The organism is Kitasatospora sp. NPDC047058 (assembly GCF_040643935.1).
Lineage (GTDB): Bacteria > Actinomycetota > Actinomycetes > Streptomycetales > Streptomycetaceae > Kitasatospora.
The window spans coordinates 1-20,007 of sequence record NZ_JBEYVJ010000126.1; the positions used below are offsets into that span (position 1 = coordinate 1).

The window sequence follows — 20,007 nt, forward strand, 5'->3', positions numbered from 1 at the left end:
GTGGGTGGTGACCAGGACCGAGATGCCGAAGTCGGTGTACACCCGGCGGATCAGCGCCAGCATGTCGTCCCGGCCGGCCGGGTCCAGCCCGTTGGGGCCTGCCCCGGAGGGCAGCCGGACCGTGCCCTTCCGGGCAACGGCCGGCGCGGCGCCGGGGCGGCGCCGGGGCGCGTCCGGCTTACATGCCCTACAAGGCCCTGCCATAGCTGATTGGCATGTTCATTGTCATATTGGTCACCCTGCCGACTTGGCAGACCCCGTCCCCAGGAACGGGTCGCCCCCGTACGCTTTCGTCAGCGCGCCGGCCCCGACGCGCCCTCGATCGGCGGCGAGGAGCAACCCGAGTGCGGCAGACCGGACGGCAGACCCGACGGCCCGAACGCCGAACCCCGCAGACCGCGGCGGAGCTGGCCAGGGTCCACGACCGCACCCTCGCCGAAGCCGCCGTCCGCGACCTCGCCCGGGCGGCCGTGCCGGCCGACGACGCCCCGCCCGGCCGCCAGCCCCGCCCCGAGATCGGCGACTCCTGGGCCCGCCTGCGCCGCCTCGGCCTCGACCCGGACGCCGGCGCCGTCGCCGTCCACCTCGGCCCCGCCGAGGTCGAACACCGCCGCCGGGCCTGCGGCCTCGACGTGGTCCTGCCCGTCCTGCGCGACACCCTGCTCGCACCGGTCGGCCAGACCCCGCTGATCCTCGCCATCGCCGACGCCGAGGGCCACGTCCTCTGGCAGGAGGGCGAACGCGCCCTGCGCCGCAGCGCCGACCGGATCGGCTTCCTCACCGGCGCCCGCTGGATCGAGGAGAGCGTCGGCACCAACGGCATCGCCGCCGCGCTGCGTGCCCAGCGCCCGATGCACGTCCACTCCGCCGAGCACTACCTGCGCAGTCACCACGCCTGGACCTGCGTCGCCGCACCCGTGCGCGACCCCGGCACCGGCCGGATCACCGGCGTCATCAACCTCAGCGGACCGGCCCACACCGTCCAGCCCTACCTGCTGCAGCTCACCGCCACCGCCGCCCGCCTCGCCGAGACCGAGCTGCGCGCCCGCCGCCTGGAGTCGCTGCACCAGCTGCGCACCCTCGCCGCCCCGCTGCTGGCCCGGGTGAACGGCCCGGCCGTGGTGGTCGACGCCGAGGGCTGGACCGCCGCCGCGGCCGGCCTGCCGACCCCCGCCCGGCTCCGGCTCCCCACCGGGGGCTGGAGCTCCGCCGCGGTGCACTGGCTGGCCGGCCTCGGCGAGTGCGCGATCGAACCGCTCGCCGACGGCTGGCTGATCCGCCCGGTCCGCCCGACGGAGGACGACGGGACGACGGAGGGCGGCACCGTCACCGCCGAACAGGCCGAGGGCGCCCGGCTCCGGCTGGACCTGCGTCGCCCCGACCGGTCCGAACTCTCGGTGCACGGCGCGGCCGGCAGCTGGTCGCACGCACTCAGCCCGCGCCACGCCGAACTGCTGCTGCTGCTCGCGGTCGAACGCGACGGCCACAGTGCGGCCCGGCTCGCCGACGCCCTGTTCGGCGACCCGGGCCGCACGGTCACGGTGCGCGCCGAGCTGTCCCGGCTACGCCGCTACCTCGGCGGCCTGCTGGCCCACCGGCCGTACCGCTTCGCCGAATCGGTGCTGGTCACCGTCCTCGGCCCGGACGACCCGTACAACCTGCTGCCGGTCTCCACGGCCCCTGCCATCCGCCGGCTGCGGGCGGGCCTGGCGGCCGGGACGGTCCGGTTGCCGGGAGCACCGCCGGTGCCGGCGCCGCGCACTCCCGGGGACGCCGCCGTGCCCCCGCCGGGGCTGCGTCAGCCCTCGGCCAGCAGCGCGGACAGCTGGGCGTCGGTCGGGCCGTAGGCCAGCTCGGCCTCCTCCGACACGAGCCGGTACGTCCGGTCCAGCCAGGCCTGGACCCGGGGCTTGGAAACCTCCAACAGCGCACTGCCGTGGGGCGATTCGAGCGCCAGGTGCAACGTCGAGCCGTGGCAGGGGCAGTACGCCGGCCACAACTTGACGTCGCCCTGGCCGCTCAGCGAGCGCAGGCCGTCGCGCAGCAGATCACGCGAGAACACCCAGTCGGCCTCGTCCGGCCGGCCGAGGTGGAACGTCAGCAGCACCTCGTACGGGCGGGCGGCGTCGAACCGGAACCGCGTCCGCACCTCGCCGACCACTTCCTCACCCAGCGAGATCCGCAGCATCAGCACCTCCTCCACCGCCGCCGGAGCGGCGGTGGAGCCTGCCTCATCGCCGCCCGTGGGGGTGGCGGCGAGAGGGGCACTGGAGGGTGCGGACAGCGGGTCGGGCGGCATGACGATCTCTCCGGGACGGCGTGGGATGCCATCCAGACTGCGCCACCGCCGACCGGACCGGCAAGGGTTGCAAGGAGGTTGCAATAATCCCCGCGCGCCCGCCGGGGGCCTTACTTCCCATTGTCAGACGGAGCGTCAACTTCCGTTCGTCGAACGGTTGTCCACGGAATGGATTGATTCCGTCCGAGGGCTGGCCGACCGCCCGGCCCCCGCTGGTACGCTCGTCCCCCTGCCGGCGCGGGCCCGAGCGGCTCCACCGGACAGGCCCCGGACGGCAGTCCGCCCTTGACGGCGGTTCGGGCCCGCCGACGGCGCGTGGAAGAATGCTGCGACCGCAACGGCGACTTCGGGGAGGGAGGGGTCCGGTGACTCTGCGCGAGGACACCGAGCAAGACCTGCGCCACGAGCGCGACCGCCAGTACCGGCCGGCCGAGCGTCACGGCCGGCACGGCCGCCCCAGGCCCTTCGGCGGCCGGCTCCGGCTGCCGACCCTGAAGTTCTCCGGCGCCGCCATGGCGATGTCCACCGTGGTCGGCATCAGCATCGCCACCACCCTCCTGCTCAACGAGCAGCAGGGCGTCGGACGCCGCGCCGGGGTGGCCCGCGTCGGCACCACGCCGCCGGCCGACCCGGGCCTCACCGACCGGACCGACGCCGCCGCCGACGCCTCGCCGGGCCCGGCCGCCCCGCCGCCGGCCGGCCGCTCCGGCAGCCGTCCCACCGCGACCGCCTCGCCCTCCGCCGACGCCCCGCACCCGCCGGCCGCCGACGGGCCCGCGCCGCGCACCGGGGACCACCGCGGCCCCGGGACCGGCGACCCCGGGACCACCGGCTCCGCGCCCTCCCCCGCCGCCGACGCCCCGTCCGCCCCGGCCACCGAGCCGCTCGGCCCGCCCCGCGGCGGGCACGAGGCCGTGACGCCGGCCCCCACCACCGCACCGGCCACCACCGCCACCACCACCCCGCCGGCCGGTACCGCACCGACCGGTACCGGCGCCCCGGCCGGCAGCGAGCCGCCCGCCGGCCACCGGCCGAACGGCCCCCAGCCGTTCGTCCCGACCGGGCCCGGCTCCCCGCCGCCGCCCGACGTCCTCACCACCGGCGGGGACAAGGACGGGCTCCCGGACCAGGGCACCGGGCAGGCCGACGTGGGCACCGGCCAGGGCAGCACCCAGGGCAAGCGGCCGGCCGGCACCGACACCGGTGCCGGGGACCCGGCCGGCGACGAGGCCGCCGACCACGCGCTCTCCGGTGCCGCCGTCGTGCAGCCGCTCGGCCGCGACGGCACCCGCCACGTGCTCACCCTCACCGTCGCCGAGCCGGTCACCGCACTCCAGGCCGAGTTCCGCCTCGCCCCCGGCGCGCTGGCCCCCGGCACCGGCACCGCCTGGACCGACCTGGCCGGCATCGTGATCACCGCCCACCAGGAACGCGGCACCCTGGTCTACCGGTTCACCACCCCGGACGGCACGGACGTCCGGCCCGGCCGGTACACCTTCGCGGCGGCAAGACGCCCACCGCCAAGGGCACGACCCCGCCCGCCGGCGGCGCCCCGTCCACCGGCCTCCCGCCGGCGCCGCCCGGAGGCACCACCCCCACCGTCGCCGCCCCGCCGTCGGTGCCCCCCACCACCGGCACCGTGCCCGCCGTGACCGCCGCCCCGACCCCGACCGTCGCCCCCGCCACCATCGCCGTCAGCACGGTGAACCTGGACTCGCTGACCTGCAGCGGCCGGTGGAGTCTGAGCGCGACGGTCACCGTGGTCGCCCAGGGCGCCGCCACCGGGACGCTGACGCTGAGCTGGTACCACAGCTCGGGCGGACGGGCCGTCACCGTCGCGACCGACACCGTGCAGATCCATGACGGCCGCGCGACCGTCACCCGGGCGCACGACTTCGGCTCGGCCGACACCTTCCCGACCTGGGGCGTGCGCATCAGCACCACCCCCGCGGCGGCGAAGCCCGGCAAGACCTCGGCCGAGACGGCCGCCTTCCTCTGCGACCCGCCCCGCTGAGCCCCGGCGCTGCCCGCCCGGGCCCGCCCGGCGGCCCGCACCCGTCCCCCTCCCGCCACGTCCCCTGACCTGGAGAAGCCATGCCCACCCCCCGTCCCGACTCCGCCCCGGCACCGGGCGCAGACCAGACCGTCCGACTCGGCGCGGGCCCCGGGGGTGTCGAGGAGACCGTGCGGTTGGGTGCGGCGGCTCCCGGGGGTGTCGAGGAGACGGTCCGGCTCGGTGCTGCCCCTGCGGCCGTCGAGGAGACGGTGCGGTTGGGTGCGGCGGCCCCTGGGGGCGTTGAGGAGACGGTCCGGCTCGGTGCTGCCCCTGCGGCCGTCGAGGAGACGGTGCGGTTGGGTGCGGCGGCTCCCGGGGGTGTCGAGGAGACGGTGCGGCTGGGCGCGGCTGCCCCCGGTGCCGCGGCGCCGGCCCCCGCCGGCCCCGACGCCGAGGCCACCGTCCGGCTCCACGACGGCGAGGACGTCGGTGCGACCTTCCTCGACCCCCGGGCCTGGGGCGGCGCCGCCCCGGTGACGGGGGAGACCGTCACGCACCTCGACACCACCCCGGTAGGGGAGACCGTCACCCGGATCGACGCCACCCCGGCCGGGGAGACCGTCACGCGCGCCGACACCCCGGCGCACGGCAGCGCCGCGGCGCCCGCCCCGCCGCTGCCCGTCCCCGCGGACGGGCCCACTTCGGCGGACACGCCCGCCCCGGCGGATCCCGGTGCCACCCCGCCCCCCGGCCCGTCGCCGGCCGCCGAGGCCCCGCAGGCCGAACCCCCGCTCGCCCCGGGCGAGTTGCGGCGGTTCGGCCCCGGCGTCCCGCCGCAGGCCGCCGCGGTCTGGCACGGCGCCGCCGTCCCCGGTGCGCAGCAGCCGCGCCGCCCCCGCCGGGTGGGGCGCTGGCTGGTGGGCGCGGCGGTCCTGCTGGCCGTCCTGGCCTTCCTGTACTGGCGCTTCGCCACGCCCGCCCTGGCGGTCACCGGTGTCGGCGTCACCACCGACCCGGCGGGCCCGGCCTGCGGCGGCACGGCGGTGGTCACGGCCGCGGTGGAGACCAACGGCGGCGCCGGCACCATCCGTTACCGCTGGCTGCGCAGCGACGGCACCACCTCGGACGAGATCGTCCAGGACGTCCGCTCCGGCGCCCACCACACCGATCTGGTGCTGCGCTGGAGCTTCGAGGGCCACGGCGACGTCCAGGCCACCGCCACCCTGGAGATCCTCTCCCCGGCCACCCGCACGGCAGCCACCACCTTCCCGTACCACTGCTCCTGAGCGCCTCTGCTCCTGAGCCCGGGCCCGGCTCGTCCTGCGAAGGACGGGTCGGGCCCCGGCATGTCCGGCGGGGCGCCGCGCAGCCGGACGGTGCCTGCGGGACCGGCCCCGCCGCGCCCGGACGCCGGGCCCCGTTCGATCCGCTCGTCCTGTCGACGGGAAACGCCTCGTCGATTCGGGCAACACTATTCTGACCCGGCGTCAGTCCGTAACCCAGAGAATGCCACACGCGCAGAGTCGTCGGCGACGAGGGCCGCCACAGGAGGTTCGGGCCCGGACGGATCGGCGGGTTGCCGCGTCGGGCGATCGTTCGGGAACGGTTCCGCGCCAACCGGGACCGGCCGCTGGCCGAATTCCTTGCGCTGAACCGGGATTCAGCGGTTTGCACCCCCGGCCGCGCCCCCGGCCCCGGCGCGCCCGGCCTGACCTGCGCAAGCGTCTCCCGGGGGGCGGTGCCGGCCTCCCGCGCCGCCCCGCCGACGCGGTCGCGGCACGCGAGCAGCCGTCTGGTGCCACGTCAACTCTCATTGGAGATCCAAACATTGACATGGCGCAGACCGTGTTCGAGACTGCCCGTGGCCCTGCCGCGCTCCCGCGCGCCGGACAAAATCTCTCGGGGGATGACTGTGTCGAGTGTCCACGCTGCGCAGAACCCAAAGGCCGCCGCTGCCATCGATCCGAACCGCGTCATGGCGGTGTGCACCGGCGTCACCTTTATGGCGTTCCTTGACTTCTCCGTGGTCAACATCGCCTTCCCCGAGATCTCCGCCGACTTCGCCAACACGTCGATCAACACCATGACGTGGACGGTCAGCGGCTACGCGGTCACGTTCGCCGCCCTGCTGGCGACGGGGGGCCGCGTTGCGGACAGCATCGGCCGGCGCACCGTCTTCCTCTGGTCGGTCGGGTTGTTCATCCTCGCCTCGCTCGGTTGCGGACTGGCTCCGTCCATCGGATGGCTGATCGCCGCGCGCTTCGTCCAGGGCGCGGCGTCCGGGGGGATGGTGCCGTCCGCCCTCGGGCTGATCCTCTCCACGACCCCGCGGGAACGCATCGGACACGCGATCTCGGTGTGGACCACGGCTTCGGGCTTCTCGGCGGTGATCGGCCCCGCGGTCGGCGGCGTGCTGCTGGAGGCCTTCGACTGGCGGTGGGTGTTCCTGATCAACCTGCCCATCGGCCTGCTCCTGCTGCTCGGCGGTGTGGCGGTGCTGCCCAGGCAGCAGCGCGGCTCCGGGGCACCCCTGCCGGACCCGCTCGGCAGCGTTCTGCTCACCGCGGGCATCGCCGGTGTCGTCAGTGCGCTCACCGAGGCGGACTCCTGGGGGTGGCACGATCCCCGCACGCTCGCACTGGGCCTGGTCGGGCTCGCGCTGACCCTGGTCGCCGTGGTGCGCTCGCGGTCGCACCGGTCCCCGGCGATCGACCTCGCGCTGTGGGGCAGCCGCACCTTCGCGATCGCCAATGTCGGACTCGGCCTGCTCAGCGCGACGATGTTCGCGTGGATGCTGGGCGCGCCGCTGTTCGCCGCGAGCATCTGGCACTGGTCCGTCCTGACCACCGCGGGCGCGCTCTGCGTCGGCGGGGTGGCCTCCATGGCCGGTGCGCTCACGGCCGGACGGCTCGTGAAACCGACGGCACGGGTCAAGGTCGCGGTGCTGGGCTCCCTGCTCTTCGCGGGCAGCAACGCGATCTGGGCGTCCAGCCTGTTCGGAGCCAAGCCCAACTTCGTCGGCGCGTGGCTGCCCGCCTCCATCCTCGGCGGGGGCGGCCTGGGGCTCGCGCTGACCTGCCTGTCCACCCTGGCCGCCGGGGTGGTGCCTCCGCTCAAGTTCGCGGGCGGCCTGGGGATGATGCTGTCCGCCCGCCAGGTCGGCGGCGCCGTCGGGGTGGCCGGCTTCGCCACCATCCTCGCCTCCGGTGCCGCACCCGGAAGCATGTCGAACTTTCATCACGCGTTTGACGCCGTGCTGGTCGTGAACGTCTGCTGCGCCGTTCTGGTCGCCACCTTGGCGAAGGTGATCCGGCCGGCTACGGGCGCCGACCCGGCACCGGCACGCGAGGCGTAGCCGCTCCGTCCGGCCGGGCGGTCCGCGTAGGGCCGCCCAGGGCTGATCAGGGCTGCTCAGGTCCGTTCGGGGACCGTTCCGGCCGCGCGTGCCGCCGACAGCAGTTGATTCTCCGCCTGACGGTATTTGGACGATCCACGGAATCTCCCTGGGGGGAAAGATGACCACGATCAATTGTCTGCTGGTGGGCGGCGGAAGCGTGCTCACCCGATGCGGTGAGATCATCCTGGCGCGAGGGCACCGGATCAGAGCGGTGGTGACCGACGACGCCACCGCACGCGCCTGGGCCGTCAAGTCGGGCATCCCCCACCACCGCCAGGCCGACGCCGCCGCGGCGGCACCGCAGTTGGCCTGTGACGTGCTGCTCAGCATCGGCAACTACGCCCTGGTGCCGGACGCGTTGCTGGCCTGCGCCGGCCGCATGAGCGTCAACTACCACTACGGTCCGCTGCCGGAGTACGCGGGCCTGCACGCGCCCTCCTGGGCCGTCGCCGAGCGCGCGGCCGACTACGCGGTCAGCTGGCACCGCATCGGCGAGCTGATCGACGGCGGCGACGTGCTCAAGCGCGTACCGGTGCCGGTCCGGCCGGACGAGACCGCGCTGTCGCTGGGCCTGAAGTGCGACGAAGCCGCCGTCGCCGGCCTGGCCGAGCTGATCGACGAGATCGCCGGGGGCCGCGAGACCGCCACACCCCAGGACCTCGCGGCGCGCCGCTACTTCTCCCGGCACAGCCAGTTCGCCGCCGAAGGCGTCATCGACTGGGACCGCGACAGCGACGACATCGTCGCGATGGTCCGTGCCACGGACCACGGCCCGTTCGGCAGTCCTCTGGTGTGGCCCAAGGCGGTCGTCGGTGGCCGGGTGCTCGCCGTCCGCGCAGCACGCAGCGGCGCCGCGGCCGACGGCGCCCGCCCGGGCGAGGTGATCGCCGGCGACGGGACCGACGGCCTGCGCGTGGCCACGCGGTCCGGCAGCATCCACCTGATCCGCCTGACGACCCTCGAAGGCGAGCCGGTCGCCCTCGGCGACCTCGCGGCCGGCGACGGGGCGCGGCCCGGCACGATGCTTCCCGCTCCCGGGGAGGGGAGCGGGCTCACCGAGGCGGGCACCGCCGCGTCCGAGTCCGCCGCGTACTGGCGCCGGCGGCTGATCGACGGGGAGCCCTGCCGCCTCCCCTACAGCCCGCCCGGGGCCGGCGCCGCAGCGGACGGTGCACCGGTCACCACGCGCCTCGGCCCGGCGGGCGGCGGCCGGAAGCAGTCGGCCGCCGCAGCCCGGCTGGCCGGCGCCTGGTGCACGTTCACGGCCCGGGCGACCGGGAAGCGGAACGTCCTGATCGCGGTGCCCGCCCCCCGTGACGGCGTCGCCGCCGAGTTCCGCGACGTCTTCTCCGCCTGGCTGCCGCTGAAGGCGGACCTCGACGCGGACGCGTCGGTCGAGTCGAACCTGCGGGCCGTCGGCGAGGAGTTCGCGGCCGTCGGGCAGCGGGCCTGGCTGCGCCGCGACGCGATCGGGCGCGACGAGCAGCTCCAGGAGCTGTGGAGCAGCGGCGCGCTGACGCCCGACGTGCTGGTCTCCTGGGCGGGTGCGCCGTTCACCCCCGCCGGCGAGCGCCCCCTCCTGGAGCTGGCCCTCCGTGAGGACGCCGAGACGGTCGAGTTCCGCTTCGACCCGGCCCGCCTGGCCCGGGCCGACGTCGAGCGCCTGGCCGTGCAGTTCGGCGACTGGTGCGCCCGGCTGCCCGCCGCCGCGAGCGGGACCCTGGCGTCCGCCGAGGCGGTGTCCGCCGACGAACGCCGGGCACTGGTCGAGGACTTCAACACCACCGACGACGACGCCCTGACGGGGCAGCGCCTGCACGAGCTGTTCGAGCAGGCCGCCGCCGCCCACGCGGGCCGGACCGCCCTGGTGTGCGGCGAGGAGCAGCTGACCTACGCCGACCTGAACGGACGCGCCAACCGCCTCGCCCGGACGCTGCTCGACCGGGGTGTCCGGCGCGGCGACCTGGTCGGCGTGGCCCTGGACCGGTCGGCCGACCTGGTGGTCGCGCTGCTCGCGGTGATGAAGACCGGAGCGGCCTACGTGCCGATCGACCCCGCCTTCCCCGCCGAGCGCATCCGTCTGGTGATCGAGAGCGCCGCTCCGAAGCTGGTGCTCACCCCGCCGGCGCCCCCGGCGAACCTCTCCGCCTGGCCCGGGCTCTGTCTGGGCGTCGACGAGGCGACGGCCGGCGGCGCCGAGGCGGCGAACCCCGGCATCGAGGTCGACGCCGGTGATCTCGCGTACGTCATCTACACCTCGGGCTCGACCGGCAGGCCCAAGGGCGTCGAGGTCGGCCACGGCGCGCTGGGCAACTTCCTCGCGTCGATGCTGCGCGAGCCCGGCTGCACGCAGGACGACCGCCTGCTGGCGGTGACCACCGTCTCCTTCGACATCGCGGTGCTCGAACTGTTCCTGCCGCTGCTGTGCGGCGCGCGGACGGTCATCGCCCAGGCCCACGAGGCGGCCGACGTCGACGCGCTGCTCGGGCTGATGCGGCGCCACCGGATCACCATGATGCAGGGCACGCCCGCCATCTGGCAGCTGCTGCTGGACTCGGGCTGGAGCGGCGAACCCGGGCCGGCGAAGATCCTCTGTGGCGGCGAGACGCTGACGCGCCGGCTCGCGGACCGCCTGCTCGACTGCGGCGGTGAGGTCTGGAACCTGTACGGCCCGACCGAGACCACGGTCTGGTCGAGCGCCTGGAAGGTCCGCGCGGACGGCGACGTCGTCATCGGCGCCCCGATCGCCAACACCCGGCTCTACGTGCTCGACGAGGACCTCTCACCGGTGCCGGCCGGCTTCCCCGGCGAGCTGTGCATCGGCGGCGCCGGTGTCGCGCGCGGCTACCACGGCGACGACGAGCAGACCCGGTCACGCTTCGTGGCGAACCCGTTCCACCCCGGCATGCTCTTCCGCACCGGCGACCTCGCCCGCTTCGGCGGCCCCGGCGCCCTGAGCGTGCTCGGACGCAACGACGACCAGGTCAAGCTGCGCGGCTACCGCATCGAGCTCGGCGACATCGAGGCGGCCGTCCTCGCCCACGACGACGTCGCGCAGGCCGTGGTGGCCGGCCGCGACGGGCAGCTGGTCGCCTACTGCGTGCGCGACGCGGAGCCCGCGGACGGCCCGGAGGCGGACGCCGGCGCCGGCAGCTCCGCCCTCGCCGAGTGGGCGGGTGCCTGGGACCGCGCCTACGAGGCCGAAACCGCCGTCCAGGACGCCACGTTCAACCTGGCCGGCTGGAGCAACAGCTACGACGGCCTGCCCTTCTCCGGCCCCGAGATGCGTGACTGGCAGAGCGGCTCGGTCCAGCGCATCCTGGCGCAGCCGCCGGGGAACGTCTTCGAGATCGGGTCCGGCAGCGGCCTGATGCTCTTCGCCGTCGCGCCGCACTCCACCGGCTACCGCGCGGTGGACGCCTCACCCCGCGCCGTGGAGCTGCTGCGCGGCCGGCTCGCGTCCCTTCCGCAGGCCAGCTGCGAGTGCCTCCCGGCCCACGAGCTCCCCGAGGTGGCCGAGGGCTCGCTCGACACCGTCATCGTCAACTCGGTCGCGCAGTACTTCCCTTCGGCCGACTACCTGACCTCGGTGCTGGACTGGGCGGTGCGGGCGGTCGGCACCGGACGCGTGTTCCTCGGGGACCTGCGCGACCTGGGCCTGCTGAAGGTCTTCCACGCCGACGTGCTGCACTTCCGCGGCAACGGCGCGGTCCCGGCCGGGGAACTCGCGCGCCGGGCCGAGCAGGCCGTGCGGGCGGAGCGCGAACTGGTGCTCTCCCCGGAGTTCTTCGCCGACCTGCCGCGGCTGTTCCCGCAGATCACCCGCGTCGACGTGGCCCTGCGCGACGGCCGCTACGTCAACGAGATGACCCGCTACCGCTACGACGTGACGCTGCACATCGGGCAGGACGCCGCCGTCCAGGAGACCGCCGACCAGCGGCACTGGCAGGAGGACGGGCTCGACCTCGCCGCGGTGCGCGCATGGCTGGAGGCGGCCGAGGGCGGGGCGCTGCGCCTGAACGCCGTTCCCAACGGCCGGCTGGGCGACGTGTTCGGCCGGGTGGCCGAGGCCCTCGGCGAGACGTCCCAGGCGCCCGCGTCCTGGGTCGACCCGCAGGAGCTCACCGCCGCCGCCGACGCGGCCGGCTGGGAGTCCGCTCTGCTGCCCAGCCGCTCCGGCGGCAAGTGGAGCCTGGACGCGGTGTTCTGGCGCGCCGGCGTGACCCCGGACCTCGGCCTCCGGCCGGCCGGGGCGGCCGGGGCGGCCGACGACCGCAGCGAGCCGGCCCGCCACGCCAACACGCCCGCCGCCGGCCGGCCGGCCAGGGCGGCGCTCGGCCAGGTGCTGCGTCCCTGGCTGGCGGAGCGCCTGCCCGCCTACATGGTCCCGGCGTTCTTCGTCGAACTGGACGAGTTCCCGCGGACCCCCAACGGCAAGATCGACACCAGGGCCCTGCCGGACCCGGTCGAGGGCATCGAGGCCACCGCCAAGCCGGCCGACCAGCTGGAGCGGGACATCCTCGCCGTCTGGACGGAGGTCCTCGGCCACGACCGCATCGGGGTCAACCAGAACTTCTTCGAGATCGGCGGCAACTCGCTGCGCGTGGTCCGCCTCCAGACGGAGCTGGAGAAGCTGCTGGGACGGCCGGTGGCCTCGGCCAAGCTGTTCGAGCACTACACCATCAAGACCATGGCGGCGTACCTGGCCGGGGGGAGGAAGGCCGCACCGGAGATCACGGCCGCGCGCCGCAGGGCCGACGACGAGGACATCGCCATCATCGGCATGGCCTGCCGGCTGCCCGGCGGCGTGACCACCCCCGAGGAGTACTGGGACCTGCTGGAGCGCGGAGGCGACGGCATCGTCGAGGTCCCCAAGGAGCGCTGGGACGCCGACGCGCTCTACGACCCCGACCCGGAGACGCGCGGCGCCTCGTACTGCCGCTACGGCGGCTTCGTCACCCCCGTCGACCTGTTCGACGCGGGCTTCTTCGGCGTCTCGCCGCGTGAGGCACGCGCACTGGACCCGCTCCAGCGCATGGTGCTGGAGACCTCCTGGGAGGCGTTCGAGCGCGCGGGCTACACCGCCGAGCGGCTCCGCGGCAGCCAGACCGGCGCGTTCATCGGCGTCGGCAAGAGCTCGGCGTACCACGAGTACGGCGTCACCGTCAGCGGCGGCCTCGCCGACCTGGACGGCTACGTCGGCCCGGGATCGGCCGGCGGCACCATGTCCGGCCGGGTGTCCTACGTGTTCGGCCTCGAAGGCCCGACGATGACCGTGGACACCGCGTGCTCCTCCTCCCTGGTCACCACGCACCTGGCCTGCAACGCGCTGCGCGCCGGCGAGTGCGACCTGGCCGTGTCGGCCGGCGTGAGCCTGATGCTCTCGCCCGAACTGCACGTGGAGTTCAGCCGCCTGCGCGGGATGTCGCCGGACGGACGCTGCCGGTCCTTCTCCGCCGACACCGACGGCACCGGCTGGAGCGAGGGCAGCGCCGCGGTGATCCTCAAGCGCCTGTCCGACGCGCAGCGGGACGGCGACACCATCCTGGCCGTGGTGCGCGGCACCGCCGTCAACCACGACGGGCACGCCGCCAGCCTGACCACCCCGAGCGGCCCCGCCCAGCAACGGGTGATCGGCCAGGCCCTCGCGGCGTCAGGCCTGAAGCCGGGCGACATCGACTACCTGGAGGCGCACGGCACCGGCACGAAGCTCGGCGACCCGATCGAGGCGACGGCGCTCGCCGAGGTCTTCGGCGGCAGCCACGCGGACGGCGAGCCCCTCTGGGTCGGATCGGCCAAGTCGAACCTGGGGCACACCCAGGCGGCGGCCGGGCTCGCGGGGGTGTTCAAGGCCGTCCTGGCCATGCAGCACGACCTGCTGCCGCAGACGCTGCACGTGTCGGAGCCCACCCCCGCGGTGGACTGGGACGACGTCGGCATGGCACTGGTCCGGGAGTCGCGCCCGTGGCTGCCGAAGGCCAGGCCCCGCCGGGCCGGCATCAGCTCCTTCGGCATCGGCGGCACCAACGCCCACGTCATCGTCGAGGAGGCGCCGCAGCGGGTCGTCGAGGAGAAGGCCCCGGCGCCCGCGCCCGCCGCGCTGCCCTTCCCGCTGGCCGCCTTCACCGAGGCCGCCCTGCGCGAGCAGGCCGCGAACCTGCACCTGCACCTGGGCATGAACATCCAGGACCGCCTCGGCGACATCGCCTACTCGCTGGCCACCACCCGCAGCCAGTTCCGCAAGCGGCTGGTGCTGATGGCCAAGGACAAGGCCGAACTGCTCGACAGGCTCGGCTCCTTCGCCCGCACGGGCGAGTCGCCGGCCGGTGCGGTGCGCAGCGGCGACCACCCCGAGGAGGCCCGGCTGGCCGTGCTCTTCACGGGCCAGGGCAGCCAGCTCCCGGGCATGGGCCGGGACGTCGCCGACGTCCACCCGGTCTTCCGGGAGGCCCTGGAGGAGATCGCGGCCCACTTCACCGGGCTGGAGAAGCCGCTGCTCCAGGTCATGTGGGCGGAGCCGGACAGCGCGGACGCGGCGCTGCTCGACCGCACCGACTTCACCCAGCCCGCGCTGTTCGCCCTGGAAGTGGCGCTGTGGCGGCTGTGGCGCAGCTGGGGCGTGCAGCCGGACGTCCTGCTCGGCCACAGCATCGGCGAACTCGCGGCCGCCCACGTGGCCGGCGTGTTCGACCTCGCCGACGCGTGCCGGCTGGTGGCGGCGCGCGGCCGGCTGATGCAGGCCCTTCCGGCCCGCGAGGCCGCCATGGTCTCGCTGGAGGCCGACGGCGCCGAGGCCCGGGCGGCGATCGAGGCGCTGGGCCTGACCGGCGAGGTCGACATCGCCGGTCTCAACACGCCGACGCAGACCGTGGTGTCCGGGAACGCCGAAGCGGTCGGGGCCGTCGCGGCGCACTTCCGCGCGCAGGACCGCAAGACCAAGGCACTGACCGTCTCGCACGCGTTCCACTCGCACCACATGGACGCCATGCTCGCGGAGTACCGCGCCGTGGCCGAGACCGTCCGCTTCGGCCCGCCGCGGATCGCCGTCGTCAGCGGCCTGACCGGTGAGGCGGCCCGGCCGGGCGAGCTGGAGCAGCCCGACTACTGGGTGCGCCAGGTGCGCCGGGCCGTCCGCTTCAGCGACGGCATGCGGGTTCTGCACCAGCAGGGCGCGAACACCTTCCTGGAGCTCGGACCGCAGCCGGTGCTCTCCGGCATGGGCGCGGCGTGCCTGGCCGAGGAGCGGTCCGTGGCCTGGGTGCCCTCGCTCACCCGGTCCCAGGACGGCCCCTCGGTCCTCCAGCGCAGCCTCGCCGAGCTGCACACGCGGGAGGTGCCGGTCGACTGGCAGGGCTACTTCGAGCCGTTCGGCGGCCAGCGGGTGCCGCTGCCGACGTACGCCTTCCAGCGAGAGCGCTACTGGTTCGAGCCGCCGCCCTCGCGGGCGATCGGCGCCGGCCTGGAGGACACCAACCACGTGCTGCTGGGCGGCGGCGTGACCGTGGCCGGGACCGAGCTGTCGGTGTTCACCACCGTGGTGACCACCGACGAGCCGGCCTGGGTGCAGGAGCACCGGGTCATGGACGCCGTGCTGATGCCCGGGACGGCGTTCTTCGAGGCCATGCGCGCGGCGGGCGAGATCGGCGTGGACGGCGGGTCGGACCTCGCGGACGTGGTCATCGTGTCCCCGCTGGTGCTGGCCCCCGGCGTCCCGGTCCGCACCCAGGTCACGGTGAGCCCGGCCGCCGGCGGCGGACGCCGGGTCCAGGTGTTCAGCTCCTCGGAGGACGGCTCCGACGCCTGGCAGCTGCACGCCGAGGGCGTGGTCGTCGCCGGGCACGTCGACGCCGGCCCGGCCGTCGCCCTGCCGCCGCGGGGCGCCGAGCCCGTCGACGCGGCCGCCCTCTACAGCGACCTGGCCGACCTCGGGTACGGCTACGGACCGACCTTCCAGGGCATCAAGGAGGCCTGGCACGTCGGCGGGGAGGTGTGGGCCAGGGCCGCGCTGCCGGAGAACTCGGCGCCGACCGCCATCCGCTACGGCCTGCACCCGGCCCTGCTGGACTCGGCCATGCACTCGCTGCTGCTGACCCAGCGGCTCCAGCAGAAGACCGGCGACGACCTGTTCGTGCCCTACGAGGCGGAGCGGCTGACGCTGCGCCAGAAGGGCCTGGCGGAGATCTGGGTCCGGGTCGCCGAGTTCGAGCTCGGCGACGGCGAGTTCTGGGCCTCGCTCGACATCTACAACGGCGAGGGTGAGAACGTCGGCCGGCTGCACCGCCTGCACGCGCGCCGGGTCGACCGGGCGGTGCTGCGCCGGCTGGCCGCGGCCGGTGTGGACCGCTTCCAGTTCGACGTCGACTGGCGGCCGCTGGAGTCCGAGGAGGTCGAACTGGGCGGCTCCTGGGGGCTGCTCGCGCCGGCCGGCGAGGTCGCGTGGGCGCGGGAGCTGGAGAACGGGCTGGCCCGGGCCGGCATCCAGGTGATCGAGGTCGACGACCTGGCCGACGCCGAGGACCTGGACGGGCTGCTCTGCCTGTGGGACTCCGACGCGGACGCGGTGTCCCAGGCCCACGACTTCTCCGGCAAGGCGCTGGCCCAGCTCCAGGCCGCCGCCGAGTGCGGGTTCCCGGTGCCGCTGGTCTGGGTCACCCGCCAGGCGGTGGGCACGGCGGCCGACGACCGGCTCTCCGGCGTCGGCGCGGGATCGCTGTGGGGCCTGATGCGCACCGCCCGCAACGAGCACCCCGAGCTGGTCCTGCGGCTGATCGACCTCGGCGAGCAGGAGACGGACGGGCTGGGCCCGGCGCTGATGCTCTCCGGCGAGCCGGAGTGCGCCCTGCGGCACGGCCAGGTGCTCGTGCCGCAGCTGCAGCGGGTGGCCGCGGCGAACGGCCCGGCGATCCCGTCCGAGGGGACGTGGAAGCTGGAGATCGCCGCCAAGGGCCGGCTGGACGAGCCGCTGGCGGTGCGGGTCACCCCGCCCGGCGCGCTCGCCGCCGGTGAGATCCGCGCCGAGGTGCGGGCCGCCGGGGTGAACTTCCTGGACGTGCTCAACGCCCTCGGGATGGTGGAGATCCCGGCCTTCGGCCTGGAGTTCGCCGGCGTCGTGACGGAGGTCGGCGCGGGGGTCAAGGACCTGCGGCCGGGCGATCCGGTGCTGGGCCTGGCCCGCGGCTCCTTCGGGTCGGAGGTCGTCATCGACGCCCGCCGGGTCGTGCGGATCCCGGAGGGCCTGGACTTCGAGGAGGCCGCGACCATCCCGATGACCTTCCTCACCGCCTGGTACGGCCTGCACGAACTGGGCGGCCTCCAGCCGGGCGAGCGGGTGCTGATCCACGCCGCGGCCGGCGGCGTGGGCATGGCGGCGGTGCAGCTGGCCCGGCTGTGCGGCGCCGAGGTGTTCGGCACCGCCAGCGAGCCGAAGTGGGACGCCCTGCGGGAGATGGGCCTGGACGACGACCACATCGCCTCCTCCCGTGACCTGGGCTTCGTCGAGCGCTTCGGCGCGACCACGGCCGGCAAGGGCTTCGACGTCGTGCTGAACTCCCTGGCCACGGAGTTCATCGACGCCAGCCTCGGCATGCTGGGCCGCGGCGGGCGGTTCCTGGAGATGGGCAAGATCGACGTGCGGGAGCAGGCCTCGGTCGACGAGACCCACCCGGGCGTGAGCTACACGGTCTACAACCTGCCCGAGGCCGGGCCCGACCTCATCCACGAGATGCTCGTCTCGCTGGCCGCGCTGTTCGCGGACGGCAGCCTCACCCCGCTGCGGCGGCGCACCTTCCCGCTGAACGAGGCGTCGGACGCCCTGCGCTTCATGGCCCAGGCGCGCCACGTGGGCAAGGTGGTGCTGACCCGGGCCGAGACCAGGCCCTTCGTCCGGCCGGACGGCGCGGTGCTGGTCACCGGTGGCCTCGGCGACCTCGGCCGGCGCATGGCCACCTGGCTGGCGGCCACCCACGGCGTCCGCGACCTGGTGCTGACCTCCCGCCGCGGCATGGACGCCCCCGGCGCGCAGGCGCTGGTGGACGAACTCGCCGCGCTGGGCGCCACGGCCACGGTCGTCGCGTGCGACTCCGCGGACTTCGGAGGCCTGGAGTCGGTCATGGCCCTGTTCGACGGCGACCGGCCGCTGCGCGGCGTCGTCCACGCCTCCGGCCTCCTCGACGACGGCGCCCTCTCGGCCCTGACGCCGGAACGGTTCACCGGCGTCTTCGGGCCGAAGCTGGACGGCGCCTGGCACCTGCACCGGCTGACCGAGGACCTGGAGCTGGACTTCTTCGTGATGCTCTCCTCCATCGCCGGCGTCATGGGAGCGCCGGGACAGGGGAACTACGCGGCGGCCAGCGCCTTCCTGGACACGCTCGCCCACCTGCGGCGCGCCAAGGGCCTCCCGGCCACCTCGGTGGCCTTCGGCCCCTGGGAGGGCGAGGGCATGGCGGCCGGGCTCAGCGAGGTCGACCGGGCCCGCTTCGCCCAGCTGGGCCTGGACCGGCTCGCCCCGGAGGAGGGCCTGGAGCTGCTCGAACTCGCCGTGACCGGCGGCAGGCCGCTGACCATGGCGGCGGCGCTGGACCTGAACCGCGTCGAGCGCTACTACGAGGAGCGCGGCGGCGTGCCGCCGCTGTTCCGCTCGCTGCTGAGCGGGAACGCGGGCGGGCGCAGCCGCGGCAGCGGCACGGACCTGCGCAAGCTGCTGGGCGAGGCCGCGCCGGAGGAGCACGCGTCCGTCGTGCTGTCCGTCGTGCGCGAGGAGGTGGCGAAGACGCTGGGCTTCGCCTCGCCGGAGAAGGTGGACGCCGACCTCCCGCTCCAGGACATCGGCATCGACTCGCTGACCGCGGTCCTGATGCGCAACCAGCTGGCCGACCTGACCGGTCTCGCACTGCCGGCCAAGATCGCCTTCGACCACCCGAACCTCAAGGCGCTCGCCCAGTTCCTGCTGGAGAAGCTGCAGGAGGCGGGGCTGGACGCGCCCGCCGGGACGGCCGCCGGACCGGAGGCCGCCGTGCTGGAGAGCACCGGGCCGCTCGGCCCGGACCTCGCGACGGTCCGCCGGGGCCACCTCGACCCGGAGCTGCGCTTCGACAACGCCGCCGGCCCGTTGACGAGCCCGGAGTCGGTCTTCGTCACCGGTGCCACCGGCTTCGTCGGCGCGTTCCTGCTGGGTGAACTGCTGGACGCCGGTGTCGCCGCCTACTGCCTCGTGCGGGCGGACGACGCCGACCACGGCCTGCGGCGGCTCGTCGGCGCGCTGGAGGCCTACGGCCTCTGGAAGGAGGAGTACGCGCCGCTGCTCAACCCGGTCGTGGGGGACCTCGCCCTGCCGCTGTTCGGCCTGGACGAGGAGGCGTTCGACCGGCTGGCGGACCAGGTCGACGCGGTCTGCCACGCCGGTGCGCTGGTGGACTGGGTCCGGCCGCTGGAGGACTACCTCGGTCCCAACGTGGTCGGCGCCCACGAGGCGCTGCGGCTGGCCTCGCGGGGCCGCGGCAAGGCGGTCCACCTCGTCTCCACGTTCGCCACGCTGCCCAAGTACCTCGGGTACGAGGTGGCGGAGGACCAGGTCGACCACGGCTACCTCACCTCCAAGTGGATGGCGGAGCAGATGGTCGCGGCCGCGCGCTGGCGCGGCGCCAGGGCGTCGGTGTACCGGCTGCCGTTCGTCAGCGCCTCGGCGGAGAGCGGCCACTTCCGGCTCGACCGCGGCGACTTCCTGCACAACCTGATCGTCGGCGGCACCGAGATGGGGAGCTTCCCCGGGCTCGACGCCGACCTCGCGGGTGTGCTGCCCGTCGACTACCTGGGCAGGACGATCGCGCAGGTGATGACCGCCGACCTGGCACGCATCGGCCGGGACTACGACTTCGTCAACTCCCGGGCGGAGGGGTTCAGCGGCTTCTTCGAGCTGATCGGCGCCGCCTGCGGCGACGTGAAGGTCGTCCCGTTCGAGGACTGGCAGGAGCAGGCGCGGGCCTACGCCGCCGCACACCCGACGAGCCCGCTGGCCCGGATCGCGGTGGTGCTGGACGGTCTCAGCCAGGAGGGGCTGGAGTCCATGCTCGCCGGCCTCCCCGTGGGCGCCGACGTCTTCGGGGGCGAGCAGTACCCGTCGCCGCCGCTGGACGAGCGGTTCGTCCGGAAGTACGTGGACCGCATCACCGCGCAGGCCGCCCCGGACACGGCGGCCGGGCAGGCGGCGGAGACCGACCAGGCGTAACGGCCGTGGGGCCGCCCCGCACGCCGGGGCGGCCCCCGGCCCCCCCCCCGCACCCCCGGGCGGGGCCCCGCCCCCCCCCCGGGGGCACGCAG

At 75.1% G+C, this 20,007-nt stretch carries 7 protein-coding genes and 1 pseudogene; 6 read left to right on the plus strand and 2 right to left on the minus strand.

From position 1 onward, the window contains the following. Positions 1–93, minus strand: a pseudogene (locus ABZ885_RS20065) (ABC transporter ATP-binding protein); the annotation flags it as partial. A 251-nt stretch (positions 94–344) separates the two neighbouring features. On the opposite strand from ABZ885_RS20065, the gene ABZ885_RS20070 reads away from it, so the two are divergent. Then, complete coding sequence (locus tag ABZ885_RS20070) at positions 345–1,847, plus strand: GAF domain-containing protein (RefSeq protein WP_360190057.1); 1,503 nt, start codon at positions 345–347, stop codon at positions 1,845–1,847. Here the strand turns inward: ABZ885_RS20070 and ABZ885_RS20075 are convergent. Then, positions 1,799–2,299, minus strand: coding sequence for an SsgA family sporulation/cell division regulator (locus tag ABZ885_RS20075; protein WP_360190060.1), 501 nt, complete (start codon positions 2,297–2,299; stop codon positions 1,799–1,801). The genes ABZ885_RS20070 and ABZ885_RS20075 overlap by 49 nt on opposite strands. 365 nt (positions 2,300–2,664) lie before the next feature. Between ABZ885_RS20075 and ABZ885_RS20080 the strand changes: the two genes are divergently transcribed. The 5 genes from ABZ885_RS20080 (at position 2,665) to ABZ885_RS20100 (ending at position 19,915) form a co-directional block, all read left to right on the plus strand. Continuing rightward, positions 2,665–3,951, plus strand: a complete 1,287-nt coding sequence (locus ABZ885_RS20080) for a hypothetical protein (RefSeq protein ID WP_360190063.1) — start codon at positions 2,665–2,667, stop codon at positions 3,949–3,951. Continuing rightward, the gene (locus ABZ885_RS20085) at positions 3,948–4,313 is read left to right on the plus strand and encodes a hypothetical protein (RefSeq protein ID WP_360190066.1); all 366 of its coding nucleotides are present in this window, start codon (positions 3,948–3,950) and stop codon (positions 4,311–4,313) included. Before ABZ885_RS20080 ends, ABZ885_RS20085 begins: the two co-directional genes overlap by 4 nt. 80 nt (positions 4,314–4,393) lie before the next feature. Continuing rightward, positions 4,394–5,581, plus strand: coding sequence for a hypothetical protein (locus tag ABZ885_RS20090; protein ID WP_360190069.1), 1,188 nt, complete (start codon positions 4,394–4,396; stop codon positions 5,579–5,581). 575 nt (positions 5,582–6,156) lie between these two features. Further along, positions 6,157–7,650, plus strand: coding sequence for an MFS transporter (locus ABZ885_RS20095; RefSeq protein ID WP_360190072.1), 1,494 nt, complete (start codon positions 6,157–6,159; stop codon positions 7,648–7,650). A 160-nt stretch (positions 7,651–7,810) separates the two neighbouring features. Continuing rightward, complete coding sequence (locus tag ABZ885_RS20100; RefSeq protein WP_360190075.1) at positions 7,811–19,915, plus strand: amino acid adenylation domain-containing protein; 12,105 nt, start codon at positions 7,811–7,813, stop codon at positions 19,913–19,915. The last annotated feature ends 92 nt before the right edge of the window (positions 19,916–20,007 follow it).

Bases quoted from the DNA above. Each gene is read 5' to 3' on its own strand.
- ABZ885_RS20100 (WP_360190075.1), top strand. From the start codon at position 7,811: ATGACCACGATCAATTGTCTGCTGGTGGGCGGCGGAAGCGTGCTCACC.
- ABZ885_RS20075 (WP_360190060.1), bottom strand. From the start codon at position 2,299: ATGCCGCCCGACCCGCTGTCCGCACCCTCCAGTGCCCCTCTCGCCGCC.
- ABZ885_RS20090 (WP_360190069.1), top strand. From the start codon at position 4,394: ATGCCCACCCCCCGTCCCGACTCCGCCCCGGCACCGGGCGCAGACCAG.